Origin of the sequence: Streptomyces sp. NPDC001852 (assembly GCF_042891825.1) — a bacterium.
Lineage (GTDB): Bacteria > Actinomycetota > Actinomycetes > Streptomycetales > Streptomycetaceae > Streptomyces.
In genome coordinates this window covers 1-15,061 of record NZ_JBIATN010000011.1, presented here as the reverse complement: position 1 = coordinate 15,061, position 15,061 = coordinate 1, and the positions used below count along the sequence as shown (strand labels likewise).

Below are 15,061 nucleotides of genomic sequence, written 5' to 3'. Positions count from 1 at the left end.
GGAGTGGTACTCGCCCCACGACCATCCAGGCAGCTCTCGGTCCGCCAGAGAGAGCTATGAGGCGCACTGTGACACGGGGTGGACAGCGATCGTGCACAACCTCTTGGTGGCGCGGGTGAGGGCGACATAGAGGTCCCGCTCGCCGCTGGGACGGGCGGCGGCGATCTCCTCCGGGCCGACGACGACGCTCGCGTCGAACTCCAGGCCCCGGGCCTCGGATGCCGGCACCAGGCGCGCCCACTGGGCGACACCAGCAGATGCCATGTCCTTGATCCGGGCATCCGCGCAGATCACGGCGAGCAGTTCGCCCGGGTGGGCTGCGGCCTGCGCCCGGAGTTCCTCGGTCACGGTGCTGGTGACGGTGTGCGGGCGGGCGGTGAGGTGCCGTGGAGGGGCGCCGTGGCGGATCGAACGGCTTGGTGTCTGATCCGGTGCGATCCGTGCGAGCAGGTCGTGGGTGGGCGCCAGGATTTCGTGCGTCGTGCGGTAACTGACGGTGAGGGTGTGCAGGACGAAACGGTTGCCGAGATGCGGACCCAGCGCCTGGGACCAGTCGCTCGCTGCCGTCGTGGGGCCCGCCTGTGCGAAGTCGCCGACCAGCGTCATCGATCTGGCCGGACAACGGCGCAGCACCATCCGCCACTGCAGGGCGGTCAGCTCCTGGGCCTCGTCGATGACGACGTGCCCGAAAGTACGGTCCGGCGGCCCGTCCACCAGGTTGGCCGCTTCGTCCAACAACGGGACATCGGCGTCGGTCCACGGATCGTCAGGAGAACGCAGTAGCCGGGAACGTTCGTCGTCGGTGAGCGACGACAGATGCGTGGTCATCGTGCGAGCGTCCGTCAGCAGATCCCGGACGACCTCTTCGGGCGCCATCCGTGGCCACAGGACCTCCACCGCGCGGTCCACGTAGGCGTCGCCCTTGAGGTTTGCACGGAGAGCGTCCGCGTCGAAGATCTCGGCCGGGTCCGCGGCCGGCGCGTCGTCGACGCCGAAGCCGAGAGCACGCAGGTCGGCCACGGCCGCGGCATCGAGATCCAGGCCGGTGTTCTCGGCGGTCTCGGCGTCGATGTGCTCGAGGGCCGCGACGGTGCGACACTCCAGCGAACTTGTGACTGTGCTGATCAGGTGGTCCTTGAACACCTCCCGCGCGTGGTTGTGCGCAAGGCCGCTCGTTGCCGCGGCCTCCCGCGCCGCCGCGATGTCCTCGCTCTTCAGGCGAACCCATTCCTGCCCCACGCGCACCGCGAACCCGTGGTCCAGTGGTGCCTGCCGGGAACGCACCAGGTGCGCCAATGCCTCAGCCAGAGCCGCGTCTCCCTTGAGCCGGGCGACGTCCGACGGCTCCACGGTCTCGGGCGCCATCCCGGTCAGGTCCGCGCATGTGGCCAGGAGCACGTCGTTCTCCCCGAGTGAGGGGAGCACCCGGGAGATGTAGTCGAGGAACCGCGCGTTCGGCCCGAGCACCAGGACACCGCTCTCGGCGGCCCGCGCGAAGGCGTACAGCACGTAAGCCGCTCGGTGCAGGGCGACGACGGTCTTTCCCGTGCCAGGTCCGCCCTGCACCACCGTGACCCCCTGGTGAGGGGAGCGGACGATCGCGTCCTGCTCCGCTTGCAGCGTCGCCACCGCCGCACGCATCCGCCCCGTGCGCCGTGCCTCCAGCGCCTCCGTCAGCGGACTGTCGCCGACGACGTCGCCGGCTGCGGGTGCAGATCCGTCCAGTAGCTCGTCGTTCACCGCCTGGACCGTGCGGTGAACAAGGCGCAGGTGCCGACGGCGGCGCAGTCCCATCGGATGGACGGCCGTCGCCGCGTAGAAGGGGCGAGCCGCTTGCGCTCGCCAGTCGACGAGCAGCGGCAGGTCCCGGTCATCCGTATGCAGGCCGAGCCGTCCGATGTGCAGGACGGTCCCGTCCGCGCCGTCGATCCGGCCGAACACCAGCTGTTCCTCGGCGCCCTCCAGTCGGCGAAGTTGCCGCGACAGACGCGCTGCGGCCACATCGCGCGCGTACACCTCGCCCGCGCCGTCGGCCGATGCCCTCAGCACGTCCGCCAACTCGACCCGTACATCCGCCATCTGCTCATCGAGCAGCCCGTACATGGCGGACACGTGGGCCTGCTCCACCTCGACCTGCCCTGCGGCACCCTCATCGAACTGCGACAACTGCAGCCTTCCTCTCGCCTCGGCCCCCCACTCTGCAGTCAAATTCCCCTGAAAGTAAGGCTTGACTTACTTGTCCGAGTCGACCGCCAGGCGTATTGCGCCGTTCCGACTTGTGCCGTTGATCACGCTGGGTCTTCGTTCCCGCGCAGGGTGACCTTCCTGCCCTGTCGGGTTGAGGAGCCGATCGGGCTGGATCCCAGGCTGAAGAGAACCGAGGCGACAGCCCTCTCGGTGGCCGTCAGCTGTCGACCACCCCGGGCCCCTGGGCCGGAGACCGGCTCACCGCCGACGACGCCGACTGGGATCCTCATGGCGGAGGCCCGGATCACCATCCCGCGTCGGCGTAGCCCGCTCGGCAACGCAAGAGCGCCGCGGTGGGGCATGGTGTGACGAATACGCTCACTGTTCTGTCCCGGCGGCGTTCGGTTCGCCGAGGCCGCTATTGCTCGTGAATACCCACCCGCGGTGGGGAAGCACCATGCCCGAAGAGCCGGCTGTGTCGGGTAGGGCCTACGCGTCTTCGCCGAACACCCAGTACGCGAGGCTCATCAGGACCGCCCAGTTGCTCCGGGTACTGCGGACGAACTTGAGAAGCCTTGGATCTGGGTGGACCTCACGGCGCCCAGTCATGACCAGTCGGGCCGCCCGTACCGCTGACGGCATCCAGGGTCGAGGTTCGTGCCGCCGATGTGCCCGACGGGGCGGCGACCAACGGGGCATGCCGTGGAATGACGGCGAGAGGCCCCAGGAACGCGCAGGTCAGCGCCTTGCCAGGTCACGCCGCGTCCGCATACGCGGTCTTCCGAACTGGCGACGTGGCGCGACGTCCGGGGCGGTCCGTCGCCCCCGCACGGCTGGTAGGAGAAGCGAGGGGGACTGTGGTCGCCGGCACGTCGGGTGCATGATGATCCAATGGCTTCTTGGCCGGGCCCGCGGAGCGCATGGTCGCTGGTACTTCGCCGTCGCCAGTGCCGGCGGGTTGCGTCGTGGACGGCGGCGGCAGGACCGATGATGTGGAGCTGGTTGCCGTACAGCAGCGAAGTACAGCAACCGGCGCGATCGCAGTCGGCCATTCCTCCGCGTACGCCGCTGGCCGGCCCAGCGAACCTCACCGACCGTCGCGCCCGCAGTTCGCATCGAGGGGCCCACCGCGACACCCCCCGCTCGGGCCGTCCCTGGCCGCGCGAGGGCGCTCGTTCAGCACGATGGGCAGTGGTGGTCAGGCGCGCCAGGCCCCCAGGCCGGCATCCGTGAAGCAACAGGTGACGCCCGCACCCCAGTCCTCGTCCTCGTGCCAGACGGCGGGGTCGGCCAGGGTGGCGAGGACCTCACCGGCAGGTATGACCATGTGGCCTTTCTTCGGATCAGAGACGTAGCACACCTCGATCCAGCCCTTGTCGACCCATTGGACCAACGGCGCGACCTGCGGTTCGACCCAGGCGAGGCGTTCTTCAAGGCTCCACTCCGCTTCCGGGCTCCGCAGGACGCCATAGGGGCCGGTCAGCCAGCCGCTCACCTCGTAGGTGCAGACCAGCAGTTCTTCCTCGACCGCAGTCCGCTCCTCCGCGGGCGGGAACCCGCCCGACCGTGGCGCCGGGAAGGCGTCGGCCCTGAAACGTGCGTCGACGGCCTCTGGCACCGACAGCCAGATACGGTCCGGGGATGGCTCAGTCGGGATCCACTGGTCCGGGTCGGTCAGCACCCCGTGCAGCTCCCGGCGGCTCAAGACCGGGTCGGAGGGAGCGGGCCAGGGGCCGGACGCCTGGCGGACGTCCAGCAGCTCCCGCTCGACCAGGCCCAAGGCTGCCTCGGCCAGCCGCGGCACCAGCTCCCGCGCTTCCGCTCGGCTATAGCTACGCGGGGGCGGGGCCTCAGAGTCACCGGCCCAGCGCAGCGCCGCTCCGTAGTACTGCACCATGCCGGCCAGCTGGTGCTTCTGCATGGCTCGGCGCAGCAGCGCCTGCTCTGCCACGGTCATGGACGTCCACGTGCTCATGACCGGCATGGTTCCAGACACCGCGGAGCCCTGGCGTCGATGGCCCTGACCCAGCACCCTGGGGCCGTCACTGGGCCGTCACTGGGCCGTCCGAGGGCGGCCAACGACGACAGACGCCGACAACTGCTGACGGCCCGGCCGCAGGTCACGGCGTTGATCGCTCACGAGACTCCAGGCCAGTGGGGCTCCCCTCTCGTGCCCGCCGAGAAGAGCGTGAGCACTGGTTCCATCAGGCCGCGTGCTGTGTCTTCCGCAGGGTGCATGTCGTTGAAGTAACTGACCTGGAGGAAGAGTTGCTGCTGATCGGCGACGACACCCTGTGGGGCGTCAACCGCCGCAGGAAAGGTGCAGCGAAGACGCTGACCGCGCTCAAGCCGATCCGCGCCGCCCAGCCCGACGGCCCACCGATCTTCGCTGTGGCAGTTCACCATCGCCGACTCCAACCACCCCCAACCGCACCGTGCAGACCCGGGACCTGCACGCCTACCTAATTCGTTGGTAACAGCACCAGGGACGGCGGGGTGCCGTTCCAGGGATGTTCGAGTGGTGAGGGCCATCACGCCTTCTCGGAGCTGGGCTCGCGAAGCCTCTGGTTAGACCGTGCGGCCGGCCCTCACGCTCGCGGTGGTGGCGGTCGCGTGGTCGCCGGGCGGATGCCTGTATGCCTACCGGGCCTTGACGCCTCAGCGCAGAGCGGTGGCGTCCGGTGCCCTCGCGGCCGCCACCACCTGTTGCTGTGTTCCCTCGTTGATCTTCGCGGTGCGAGCCCGCCGCACGGTGACCTCTCGAATCGCCCGAGCCGTTCGAGCTCCCGCATAGACCGGGGCCCGTGGGGTGAGCTGGTGCCACGAACGGCTGCTGAGGTGGTGGACCGGCCATGGGGTCGAGTCCTTGAATTAGGTCGCTGCGTGGCCCGCATGCGCTCGTGACCAGCGCAAACAGTTAATGCTCAGGGGAGGAGCAACTTGATCTACTGCGGAATCGACTGGGCCGAACGCACACACGACGTCGCCCTCGTCGACGACACCGGGCAATTGCTGGCCAAGCGGCACATCACCGATGACGCGGCCGGATACCGGATCCTGCTGGACCTGCTTGCCGAGTACGGTGACACCGAGGAGGATCCGATCCCGGTAGCGATCGAGACCTCACGCGGCCTGCTCGTCGCGGTACTACGGACCGGCAAGCGGCAGGTCTTCGCGATCAACCCGATGGCCGCCGCCCGCTACCGCGATCGCCACAGCGTCTCCCGCAAGAAGTCGGACCCCGGCGACGCACTGGTGCTGGCAAACATCCTCCGCACCGACATGCACGCCCACCGCCCCCTGCCCCAGGACAGCGACCTCGCCCAGGCCGTCGCCGTCCTCGCCCGCGCCCAGCAGGACGCGACCTGGAACAAGCAACAGTGCGCCAACCAGCTCCGGTCCTTGCTCCGTGAGTACTACCCGGCCGCCCTGGACGCCTTCGCCAAGTGGAGCAACGGCCTGTGCCGGCCTGAGGCCCGCGAACTCCTCAGGACCGCCCCTACCCTCACCAGGGCCGCCCGGCTGACCCGCACGCAGGTCCAGGCCGCGCTCGAACGCGCTGGCCGCAAGCGCGGCATCGAAGCCGAGGCCGAGCGGCTCCGCGAGGTCTTCCGGACCGAGTGGGCCCACCAGCCACCGCTGGTCGAGGACGCACTCGGCAAACAGATGCTGGCCCTACTGGTCCAACTGGAGGCTGCCTGCACCGCAGCCGACGACCTGGCCAAGGCGGTCGAGGAAGTCTTCCCTCAGCACCCGGACGCTGACGTGATCCTCAGCTTCCCTGGTCTCGGCGTCCAGCTCGGTGCCCGGGTGCTCGCCGAAATCGGAGACGACCGCAGCAGGTTCGCCGACGCACGCGGGCTGAAGGCATACGCTGGCTCCTCACCCATCACCCGCGCCTCCGGCAAGAAGTCGTCCATCACCCGCCGGTGGGTGAAGAACGACCGCCTCAACCACGCCGGCTACCTATGGGCCTTCTCCGCCATCACCGCCTCACCCGGCGCCAAGGCCCACTGCCGCCGCCGACGCGACGACCACGGAGACTGGCACGCCGCCGCCCAGCGCAACCTGTTCAACCGCCTGATCGGCCAGCTCTACCACTGCCTACAGCACCGCAAGCTGTTCGACGAGCAAACCGCCTTCCCCATCGAACTCGCTGCCGCAGCCTGACAGCAGATCAGGTCTGCCATGCTGGCCCTCTCACAGGGACAGGGGACGCATGACCGAGTCGATCGCCGGATGGATTTGGGGCCGCAACCTGCGTGCTTTCCTTGAGTTGCTGTCCCGTTACGCCGGATACGCCTTCGATGAAACGGACTGGAAAGCCATCGAAGCCGGTGTTCAGCACACCAACGACGAAGCACCCAATGGCTGGTACTCGTATCCCCTGGTTGGCACGAGCGCCACTCTGGAAGTCGTCCTCGCTCAAGCCGTCGGTGGCGAGGAAGTGTCCGTCAGCGTCATAGGAGCCGGGACGCCCGAGCTTCAGTTCCGCACAGACACACTCCTGGCCGCCTTCGCCAGCGTCTGACCACCGGCCTGTTCGACTGGGGCAGACCACCGCCCGCAGCCGCTTGACTGCTTAACCGCCTGAGGTGTCTGCGCTGGCGCAACGCCAACGCCCGCCACCCCGACGTACTCGCTGCCCAGCACGAGGAACGCGCCCGCAACCGAAGCGAAAAGGGCAGCCGCTGGGGCGGGCGATCACTCAGCGCCGCGTGATGAAGCAGTACCGGATCACGATGCCCTCACCGCGTCTGCCGGCATCCCGGGTTGAGGAATCCCCGGGCTATGGCATTGAAGGCGTGCGGCGCCGTCACGGGCAGGAGATGCCCGGCGTGCGGAACCACGGCCAGGTGGGCGCCCGGGATGGCCGCTGCGGTCCGTCGGGCGTCCGGCAGACTGGCGCGATCCCGCTTTCCGCACAGCACAAGTGTGGGAACGGCGATCTGCGGAAGTACGCGGGAGAGGTCGCTCGTCTGCAGAGCCGCCAGCATGTCGATCCATCCATTGCAATCGGGCAGGTCGGAGATCGCGCGGACCAGCCAGCCGGGTCGATGCCGTTCGATCCGAAGCCGCCGCTGTGACGTCGTGCCCGGTGCGATCTCAGGTCCCCCGGACAGGATCAACCGGGCAACGAGGTTTGGGTTCTCAGCTGCGACCCGCGCGGCCACGATCGCCCCAAGGGAGTGGCCGCACAGGTGAACCAGCCGTAGCTCTCGGGCGATCTCGGTGACGGATTCGACCGCCGCCGTCAAGCTGAACGGGCTCGGCGAGCCGCCGAACCCCGGCAGATCCGGCGCAACGACGTGAAAGCCATCGGACAACGCCCCCAGCTGACGTCGCCACATCCGACCGCCCTGCCCGGCACCGTGCACCAAGACCAAGGCCGGACAACCAATCTCGCCAGCCTCCAGAACATGCGTCCTCATGATCACAAGATGGCAGCCTCACAGGCGCCAGACCAGCCCCGACCCCAGCCCGGCGAACCTATCCGGTCAGAGCACGAGCGCCCCTCATCTTGGAAGCCACGTTCGGTGCAGGAGCTGTTCCGCTGACATCCAGCGTTGACATCAACGGCCACGGACAGCGGCGGTGGTCAGCAGCCACCCATGGCAACGCCGGGGATGGGGCGCGCAGCTTCCCGGACCCAAAGAGTCCAGGTTGCGAGGCGAGATGTCCGCCTCTTGACCGTGGTCGCCTTACAAGAAGATGATCCTGCCGACGATCAAGGGAGCTGTCATGCTGCGGTACATGGACCTCTCCGTACTCGCGATGGGGTGCGCGCTACTGCTCGCGGGACTCGGCAGCAGGTGGATGGAAGGCAAGGGGCGGAGGGGAGCGGATCCCCACCAGGGCATGCGCTTCTTCCAGACATGGCTCCCTCTCCTTATGGGGCTGGGGATGAGCGGCGCTGAGATGCCGGGACTGTTGAAGGCGCCCCACCCCGTCGTCGTGATCGTGGACACTCTCAACTTGGTGCTGGCCGTCACTGTGCTTGTCTTGGCCCTTCGGGCAATTGGACGGTGGCAGCGGCCGACGAACCTGGACTGACCAAGGACTGGGCGTACCAGGTGCGTGTTTGGGGGCGGCATGCAGGCTCTGGCGATGGCGGCCACGTGCTCAGTGGTGTCGAGCCTGTCCAGCACCGCGTCAAGGACATCGCACACGGCGTCCCAGTGGTGGCTGCGGGCGAAGTACTCACGCACGAGCAGTTGGACCGGCCGGCGCGAGCGGCGGGGGTCGACGAGCCATGCCTGGCTGATCAACGTCGGGTGCCCGCGGGGAAGGCGCGTGGGGAGTGCGAGCCACTGCTGCCGGGTCCGGTCGTCCAGGGCGGCGGGGCGGGCACGGTGTCGGTGGTCGCGCTGGGCGAACGGCACGTCGTCCTGGTCGTCGACAAGGCTGAGGCGGCGGGGTGCGTCGATGCGACGGCCAGAAGCGGGGACTGGGTGGCGGCGGCCGCAGCGTGTTCGGGTTCCTCCAGATCGAGGTAGCTCGCGGCGCGGTGGGTGAGGAACACACTTCGGGTCATGTCCCGGGCCGACGGCAGCAGCCGTTCGCCCTCGGTGATGAGATTGTGGGCGCGGGTAGTGTCGCCGAGATCCAGGAGGGCCTGGCCGGAGTCCACCGCGAGGTCGGCTTCGGAGACCCAGGCGCGTGAAACGGCAGTAACGCGTCACGAGGTGTGCCTGGGAGCGCTGCTCCGCCCCAAACTCCGCGAGTGCGGGCGGTCATCGCGCCACCGCGCCATGGCCGTCGGCCATGACGTCGACCCCGGCAGGCTCACCGGCTCGCCCACGTCAGCGGCCTCGGCCTGACCTGCCCAATGCCTGCGTCGCCCCACCATCCGCATGGGCTGCCGAGTCTGCGAAGCCTTCGCGCCCCTGGACCGCAAGAAGGAGACGGGCTTCTTACCAGGGCGGCTTAGGGTGCGCCGTCATGACTCGTACACGGCTCTACCGCAACGGCTCCCTGATCCTGGAGGACTTTCCGACCGCTGACATCTCGGAATACGTGAACGATCCGGACGTGGCAGTGTGGCTCGACCTGTGCGATCCATGCTCCGACGACTTCGCGATGATCAGCGAGGAGTTCGGCCTGCATGAGCTCGCGGTGGAGGACGCCCGTCAAGAGCACCAGCGGCCCAAGCTGGACCGCTACCGCACCCATGCCTTCCTCAGTGCCTATGCCATCAGCGCCGACAAGACCAGTGGGCAGCTGACCGCGAGTGAATTGTCCGTATTCATAACGCCCACGGCGTTGATTACCATCCGCCCCGACCACCGGTTCGACATCGAGAAGGTCGTCGAACGCTGGGACAACAACAGCGATCTCGCCAAATACGGAGTGGGATTCCTGCTGCACGGACTCCTCGACCACATAGTCGACGGGCACTTCGCCGCCGTGCAGGACCTCGACGACCGTATCGAAGCAGTGGAGGATCTACTCTTCGACGAGGGGCGCGAGCAGATGGACTCCGTCCAGCGGGACTCCTACGCACTGCGCAAGAACCTGACCAAGCTGCGCCGCGTGGTGTTGCCCATGCGGGAGGTGGTCAACAGCCTTCTCCGCCGCGACCTGCACGTCGTTGCCGAGCCCTTGCTTCCCTATTACCAGGACGTGTACGACCACGTCCTCAGGGCCACCGAATGGACCGAGTCGCTGCGCGACATGATCACGTCCATCATGGAGACCAACCTCACCGTTCAGGGGAATCGCATGAACCTGATCATGAAGAAGGTCACCAGCTGGGCATCGATCGTGGCCGTACCCACCGCCGTCACCGGCTTCTACGGACAGAACGTTCCATATCCGGGCGTCAACACCCATACCGGCTTCCTCACTTCCACCGGCGTCATGGTCCTCGCATCCGCCCTGCTCTACTGGGCCTTCAAGCGCAAGGACTGGATCTGACTCCTCGCCGCAGCGAGGGCCTTGGCCGACAGGGTGTGGGACAGCCCATCTCCCGGTTTCATGCGGGACGCGTTCCTGCGGCGACGACCTGCGGCCCACGGGAGGGCGCGGTGAGTAGGACGGCGCTCCGCGGGGATAACCCTCCGTCCCCGGGATCATCCCCGCACGCGCTGGGGGGCGGGCAGGATCAGCCCATGACCCGCGAAGACGAACCGGTTCATCCCCGCTTGAGCGGGGTGCTTCAGCTGTCGATGAGCGGGTACGACTGGCCGATGGACCAGGAACCATCCTCTTGGGGCGGTGAGCCGCGGAACTCCCGCATCACGCGTCGCGATCCGCTGACGCCATGCCGCATGAGCGCGGAGCAGCCGATCAGGCAGTGACTGAAACGACCGGGCTTGGAACCATCCCTGCGCTCGCAGGGGTGGTCCAGAACTCTGTCCACGCAATGAGTTCGTGGACCGGGGCACGGAGCCGCCCCACCTGCTACCACCCTGCTGCCATTCTGGTGTGACTTCCGTTAAGAAGCAGACGCAGGTCAGGCTGGAAGAGAACGTACTGGAGGCCGGCAACGCCGCCGCGCGCGCCCGGCGGCTGGACTTCAACACATACGTGGAGCGGCTCATCATCGAGGGCACCACCGGTGTCCGTGCCGCCGGCATGGCGGTGCCCAGCGGCTCATCGATGAGCACGGCACGTTCCTCGATGATCTGGAGGAGCAGCTCGACGCTCCCTACGACCAGCGGCAGCCGGGCGACGCTGCGTGATCCTGCACGTCGACGAATCCTGGATCCTCGAGGTGGGAGAACGGGCCGGGTACCGCGCCCCGGCGGCCGACGGCTGTGGCGTGCCCATCGCCGCCGTCGCCCGCCACCGCGGCGAACTCCTCGAGCATCCCGTCTACGAGATCGAGGCCGGCAACTTCCCGGTCAACCCCACCCGCGAGCAGCTCACTGCACTCGCCCATGAGTTGAGCAACCCGCGCTGCACCGCCGCCCGGATCGCGTCCTTCCTGCGCACCTGGAAACCCTGAATCCCGAACCGGGCGGGTGATCGCCTCGGACCACGCCACGTGGCGCTCTTCGAATCGGAGGGATACTGCGTGCCGAGGCAGCCACCAATGTGGTCCGAGTCCTTCGAGGACGTCGCCCTTGGCACAGAGGGGGCGGCCGCAGGCGACCCGCTCCTTCAAGAGCACCCAACAGAAAGCCTGGTCGTAGCCATGTCCCCTTCCCGGCTGAGTCGGCAGTGCTACGGGAAGCGCTCGGGCCCGAGCTGTACGAGTCCGTACTGGCCGTCCGCCGCGCGGAGGCGGAGCTGTTCGCGATCTTCACCGACGCGGACGTCATCGAGGCCGTCCGCTGGCGGTATTGGCTGGCTACTCCTCGGGCTCCCAGGCGATCAGCTGCTCGAACACCTGCTGGTCGCCCTCGATCTTCAGGTCGCTCAGCGTGAGGCGGCCCCAGACGAAGAGGAGCAGCTGCTCGGCCGTGCCCGTGGCCGAAGCGGAGGCGGGCGCGGCGTCGTCCGTGAGGGGTGCCGGCCAGGCGCCGGTGCCGTCCAGCGCGAGGAGCCAGGAGCGGCCCTCGGTGGCGTGGTAGTGGATGGTGGCGGCCTCGTGCGGCCAGGCCGCCGGGGTGGAGTTGCAGGTGTCGAGAAACTCGGCCACGCCGTCGATCGCGACGTCCGCCGGCATCGGCCGCACGGCGCCTGCGGCGAGCTGGGCGTCGTAGGTGTGCACCAGCACCTCGTGCACCCGGCGCCGGGCAACGCCCCAGGCATTCGCCGGCGACACGCCGGCGCCCCACCACGCCCAGCACTCGCGCTCCGGGCCGGCCTCGCGCAGCGCACTCAGCAGCAGCTCGTTCGACTCGGCGTACCAGGCCAGCAGCGCCTCGAGCTCGCGCGGCACCTCCGCGGCATCCTTGGCCGGCGGAGCCTCGGCCGGGCCCGCGGCGACGATCGAGGCCCACCAGCGCTGGCCCGTACCCAGGTGCTGCACCAGGTCGAACAACGTCCACTCGGGGCAGGACGGCACCGGCGCGTCAAGGCTGGGCGCGGCGGCAACCGCACTCCGGAACGCGGCCGAACGCTCGTCGATCAGTTGCAGCAGGGCGGAATACTCAAGGCTCTCTGTCACATCGCTTACCTATCACCCCAGCTCAGCCGACTGCACCCTGTTTTCCAGGCCGTCAGCTGCGGGAGTTAGAGCACCCAATGGAAAGCCTGGGCGTAGCCATATCCCCTTCTTGGCCGGCTCGTTGAACGAGTCATGGGGGAGGGGAACGGTCCTCCGTGGATGGTGCCGGATGACCTGTGGGGGCGGATCGAGCCGTTGCTGCCGGTCAGGCAGCGGCGTCCGCGCCATCCCGGCCGGCTGCCACTGGACGACCGTGGTTGCCAGCAGGGCATCCTGTTCGTGCTGAACACCGGGATCCAGGGGGAGTGGCTTCCGCAGGAGCTCGGCTTCGGGTCCGGGATGACCTGCTGGCGCCGGCTGCGGGACCGGCACGAGGGCGGGGTGTGGGACCGGCTGCACCAGGTGCTGCTGACCGAGCTGCACCGTGCCGGGAAGCTGGACTGGTCCCGCGCGGTGATCGACGGCCCCCACCACCAGGCCCGTCGGGGCGACCCAAAACCGGGCCGAGCCCGGTCGACCGTGCCCGGCCCGGCTCGAAGCACCACGTCATCGGTCCTTTGGAGCTTCGAGCGGCTCTACGCGGGGCGCCGCGCGATCGAGGACGGCGGTACGGCCAGCCGGCGCCCGTTGAAATTCCTCGACCGCCTGATCGGCTGGCCGCTGGCCTACTGGTCCGAAAACCTTCCCTGCGTAATGGAGGTGCTGGAACAGCGGCTGGGGCCAGTCGATGATGATCAGTCGGTTCAGACGTTGGTGGAGCTCAAGCGCGCGGTGCTGGACGCTTAGCAGTTGTCGGCCCCGCCCAAGACACCCCGGCCCGTGCGCGCCCGCCCCCGTGGCTGCCTGAGTCTCCCGGTTCGGCCTCGTCCCTGGCACAGGCGTGTCCGCGTGGGAATCGGTGCTGGAGGACATCGCTGAGCACGGCTAGGGGGTTGATACTGGCGGGCTCGCGTATTCAACTGTCGCCGGTTCCCCGAGGAACCCAGCCCGCTGGTGACCGGCTGTGATCACCAGCGGCGTACAACTCCAGGACTCCTTCATCGCGTTCATCGACTACGGCCAGGGACCCTTCGAGCCCGCTGATAGATTCCGTCGGTGAGCGAGGAACTACCCAGCGGCGGCATCAAGCTGTCACCCGACGAGATCGAAGCTCTGCCCGCCAGGTGGTCATCATGCTGGACCCCGAGTGAGGTCGCGCAGCGGTTGGCCGGGATCAGCACGCCCTGGTACGTGGCCGCGGGCTGGGCGCTGGACTTGTTCCGCGGCACGCAGACGCGCGCTCATGGAGACATCGAGATCGCGATTCCGGCCGCGAGCTTTCCCGAAGTCCGCCACCGCTTCCCCGGATACGTCTTCGACGCTGTAGGCAGCGGCCGAATCTGGGAGGACGCCACACCGGAGGTGCTGGCCGCCCTGCACCAGACATGGCTCCGCGAGCCGGCCACCGGAAGCTACCTGCTCGACGTGTTCCGCGAACCGCACGACGGCGACACCTGGATCTGCCGACGCGATGAGAGGATCCGGCTTCCCTACAGCGACATCGTCCATCACACCCAGGACGGCATCCCGTATCTGGCGCCCGAACTGGTCCTGCTGTTCAAGGCCAAGCACGCCCGCCGAAAGGATCAAACAGACTTCGAGGCGACCTTCCCGCGCATGACCTCGGCTCAGCGCGAGACCCTGGCCGAGCTACTCGCCCGCGTACACCCAGGACACCCCTGGATCGCGGGCCTGTAGCCAACGGTTTACTGGTGTGACCGCCTAAGAGCCTGTGAACGAGCCCCCATCTGCGCGGCGGCGTCCGGCACGCACGCTCGCGGGTTGCCGAAAAGCCCCGGTCGGCCGGCTTGGTTTGCGGCCCGGGATCGTGGTTGCCGACCAGATCACTCCGTTATGGGCAGGCACTCGGCGAGCAGGTCGACGACATCCCGCCAAGCTCGCAGCGCGTGCTGCGGGTGGTAGCCGACGCCGGGGCGCACGGTGTGGTCGACCGGTGGGTGGTGGAAGGCGTGCAGGGCTCCGCCGTAGACCACGAGGCGCCAGTCGACGCCCGCAGCCTGCATCTCGGCGGTGAATGCGTCTCGTTGCACGGACGGCATGATCGGGTCTTCCGACCCGACCCCGGCCCACACCGGGCAGTGAATGCGCGCCGTCTCGCCTGGTCGGCCCGTGGTCAGTCCGTTGACTGTCGCGATCGCGCGCAGGTCGACGCCGTCGCGACCGAGTTCCAGCGCGATTGCGCCTCCGGTGCCGTAGCCGACGGCGGCGATCCGGTCGGGGTCGGTCCGCGGCTCTGCGCGGAGCACGTCGAGCGCCGCGTGACCGATGCCTCGCATTCGGTCGGGGTCGGCGAGCAGCGGCATGCAACGGGCCAGCATCTCCTCAGGGTCGCCCAAATAGCGTCCGCCGTGGAGGTCGAAGGCCAGCGCCACGTATCCCAGTTCGGCGAGCGCATCGGCCCGGCGGCACTCGACGTCGCTGAGCCCCATCCCCTCGGGCCCGACCAGGACCGCGGGCCGGCGGTCGACGCCGGCCGGGAGGGCGAGATGCCCGATCATCGTCAGGCCGTCGGCCGCGTATTCGATCGTACGCGTTGTAACCGTCGTCATGAGCCTGGACTGTAGTGATCGTCGAGCCTGGTCGGGCCAGTGTTCTGCCGTTGGCAGAAGGCAGGTCTCTGGCGTATTCCGGAACCACACGGGGTTTGTTCACAGGCTCTAATCTTGATCATTAACCTCGCTGCTGTTTCAGGCGCACATGTTCGGTGAGGGTTTCGATTCGTTTCACGGTCTTCCCGGGCTCGTGACGTGGGGCTGA

Annotated in this window: 12 protein-coding genes and 1 pseudogene; 7 read left to right on the top strand and 6 right to left on the bottom strand. The window is 68.3% G+C overall.

What is annotated here, in order from left to right; all coding sequences use genetic code 11:
• Nucleotides 1–54: 54 nt before the first annotated feature.
• Together ACFYZB_RS20055 and ACFYZB_RS20050 are read right to left on the bottom strand one after the other, a co-directional pair.
• Complete coding sequence (locus ACFYZB_RS20055) at nucleotides 55–2,103, bottom strand: HelD family protein (protein ID WP_388760805.1); 2,049 nt, start codon at nucleotides 2,101–2,103, stop codon at nucleotides 55–57.
• Between the two features lie 1,282 nt (nucleotides 2,104–3,385).
• Entirely contained in the window at nucleotides 3,386–4,162 is a 777-nt protein-coding gene (locus ACFYZB_RS20050) for a hypothetical protein (protein ID WP_388760188.1), read from the bottom strand.
• A gap of 965 nt (nucleotides 4,163–5,127) precedes the next feature.
• Here ACFYZB_RS20050 and ACFYZB_RS20045 point away from each other — a divergent pair.
• The gene (locus tag ACFYZB_RS20045) at nucleotides 5,128–6,357 is read left to right on the top strand and encodes an IS110 family transposase (RefSeq protein ID WP_388760186.1); all 1,230 of its coding nucleotides are present in this window, start codon (nucleotides 5,128–5,130) and stop codon (nucleotides 6,355–6,357) included.
• Between the two features lie 49 nt (nucleotides 6,358–6,406).
• Nucleotides 6,407–6,718, top strand: coding sequence for a hypothetical protein (locus ACFYZB_RS20040; protein WP_388760184.1), 312 nt, complete (start codon nucleotides 6,407–6,409; stop codon nucleotides 6,716–6,718).
• A gap of 217 nt (nucleotides 6,719–6,935) precedes the next feature.
• Here the strand turns inward: ACFYZB_RS20040 and ACFYZB_RS20035 are convergent, their stop codons facing one another.
• A complete protein-coding gene (locus tag ACFYZB_RS20035; protein WP_388760181.1) occupies nucleotides 6,936–7,619 on the bottom strand; it encodes an alpha/beta fold hydrolase in 684 nt (227 codons plus the stop codon).
• Nucleotides 7,620–7,929: 310 nt separating this feature from the next.
• On the opposite strand from ACFYZB_RS20035, the gene ACFYZB_RS20030 reads away from it, so the two are divergent.
• Nucleotides 7,930–8,241: a hypothetical protein gene (locus ACFYZB_RS20030; protein WP_388760178.1), complete on the top strand. Its 312-nt coding sequence runs from the start codon at nucleotides 7,930–7,932 to the stop codon at nucleotides 8,239–8,241.
• A 211-nt stretch (nucleotides 8,242–8,452) separates the two neighbouring features.
• Here the strand turns inward: ACFYZB_RS20030 and ACFYZB_RS20025 are convergent, their stop codons facing one another.
• On the bottom strand, nucleotides 8,453–8,818 hold the full coding sequence (locus ACFYZB_RS20025; protein ID WP_388760175.1) for a hypothetical protein: 366 nt from the start codon (nucleotides 8,816–8,818) through the stop codon (nucleotides 8,453–8,455).
• A gap of 311 nt (nucleotides 8,819–9,129) precedes the next feature.
• Between ACFYZB_RS20025 and ACFYZB_RS20020 the strand changes: the two genes are divergently transcribed.
• Nucleotides 9,130–10,104 (top strand): magnesium transporter CorA family protein, encoded by a 975-nt coding sequence (locus tag ACFYZB_RS20020; RefSeq protein WP_388760172.1) that lies wholly within the window; start codon nucleotides 9,130–9,132, stop codon nucleotides 10,102–10,104.
• 763 nt (nucleotides 10,105–10,867) lie between these two features.
• Nucleotides 10,868–11,137 carry a fic family toxin-antitoxin system, toxin component gene (locus ACFYZB_RS20015; RefSeq protein WP_388760170.1) on the top strand — a complete coding sequence of 90 codons (270 nt, stop codon included), beginning with the start codon at nucleotides 10,868–10,870 and terminating at the stop codon, nucleotides 11,135–11,137.
• 345 nt (nucleotides 11,138–11,482) lie between these two features.
• Here ACFYZB_RS20015 and ACFYZB_RS20010 read toward each other — a convergent pair whose 3' ends face one another.
• Complete coding sequence (locus ACFYZB_RS20010) at nucleotides 11,483–12,244, bottom strand: maleylpyruvate isomerase family mycothiol-dependent enzyme (protein ID WP_388760167.1); 762 nt, start codon at nucleotides 12,242–12,244, stop codon at nucleotides 11,483–11,485.
• A 132-nt stretch (nucleotides 12,245–12,376) separates the two neighbouring features.
• Here ACFYZB_RS20010 and ACFYZB_RS20005 point away from each other — a divergent pair.
• A pseudogene (locus ACFYZB_RS20005) lies at nucleotides 12,377–12,837 on the top strand (transposase); the annotation flags it as partial.
• A gap of 502 nt (nucleotides 12,838–13,339) precedes the next feature.
• Nucleotides 13,340–13,981 (top strand): nucleotidyltransferase domain-containing protein, encoded by a 642-nt coding sequence (locus ACFYZB_RS20000; RefSeq protein ID WP_388760164.1) that lies wholly within the window; start codon nucleotides 13,340–13,342, stop codon nucleotides 13,979–13,981.
• A gap of 146 nt (nucleotides 13,982–14,127) precedes the next feature.
• Here ACFYZB_RS20000 and ACFYZB_RS19995 read toward each other — a convergent pair whose 3' ends face one another.
• A complete protein-coding gene (locus ACFYZB_RS19995; protein ID WP_388760161.1) occupies nucleotides 14,128–14,853 on the bottom strand; it encodes a dienelactone hydrolase family protein in 726 nt (241 codons plus the stop codon).
• Nucleotides 14,854–15,061 lie beyond the last annotated feature (208 nt).

Excerpts from the sequence above, each read along its gene's own strand:
- ACFYZB_RS20055 (WP_388760805.1), bottom strand. The coding sequence starts at position 2,103 with ATGTACGGGCTGCTCGATGAGCAGATGGCGGATGTACGGGTCGAGTTG.
- ACFYZB_RS20050 (WP_388760188.1), bottom strand. The coding sequence starts at position 4,162 with ATGAGCACGTGGACGTCCATGACCGTGGCAGAGCAGGCGCTGCTGCGC.
- ACFYZB_RS20040 (WP_388760184.1), top strand. The coding sequence starts at position 6,407 with ATGACCGAGTCGATCGCCGGATGGATTTGGGGCCGCAACCTGCGTGCT.
- ACFYZB_RS20035 (WP_388760181.1), bottom strand. The coding sequence starts at position 7,619 with ATGAGGACGCATGTTCTGGAGGCTGGCGAGATTGGTTGTCCGGCCTTG.
- ACFYZB_RS20030 (WP_388760178.1), top strand. The coding sequence starts at position 7,930 with ATGCTGCGGTACATGGACCTCTCCGTACTCGCGATGGGGTGCGCGCTA.
- ACFYZB_RS20020 (WP_388760172.1), top strand. The coding sequence starts at position 9,130 with ATGACTCGTACACGGCTCTACCGCAACGGCTCCCTGATCCTGGAGGAC.
- ACFYZB_RS19995 (WP_388760161.1), bottom strand. The coding sequence starts at position 14,853 with ATGACGACGGTTACAACGCGTACGATCGAATACGCGGCCGACGGCCTG.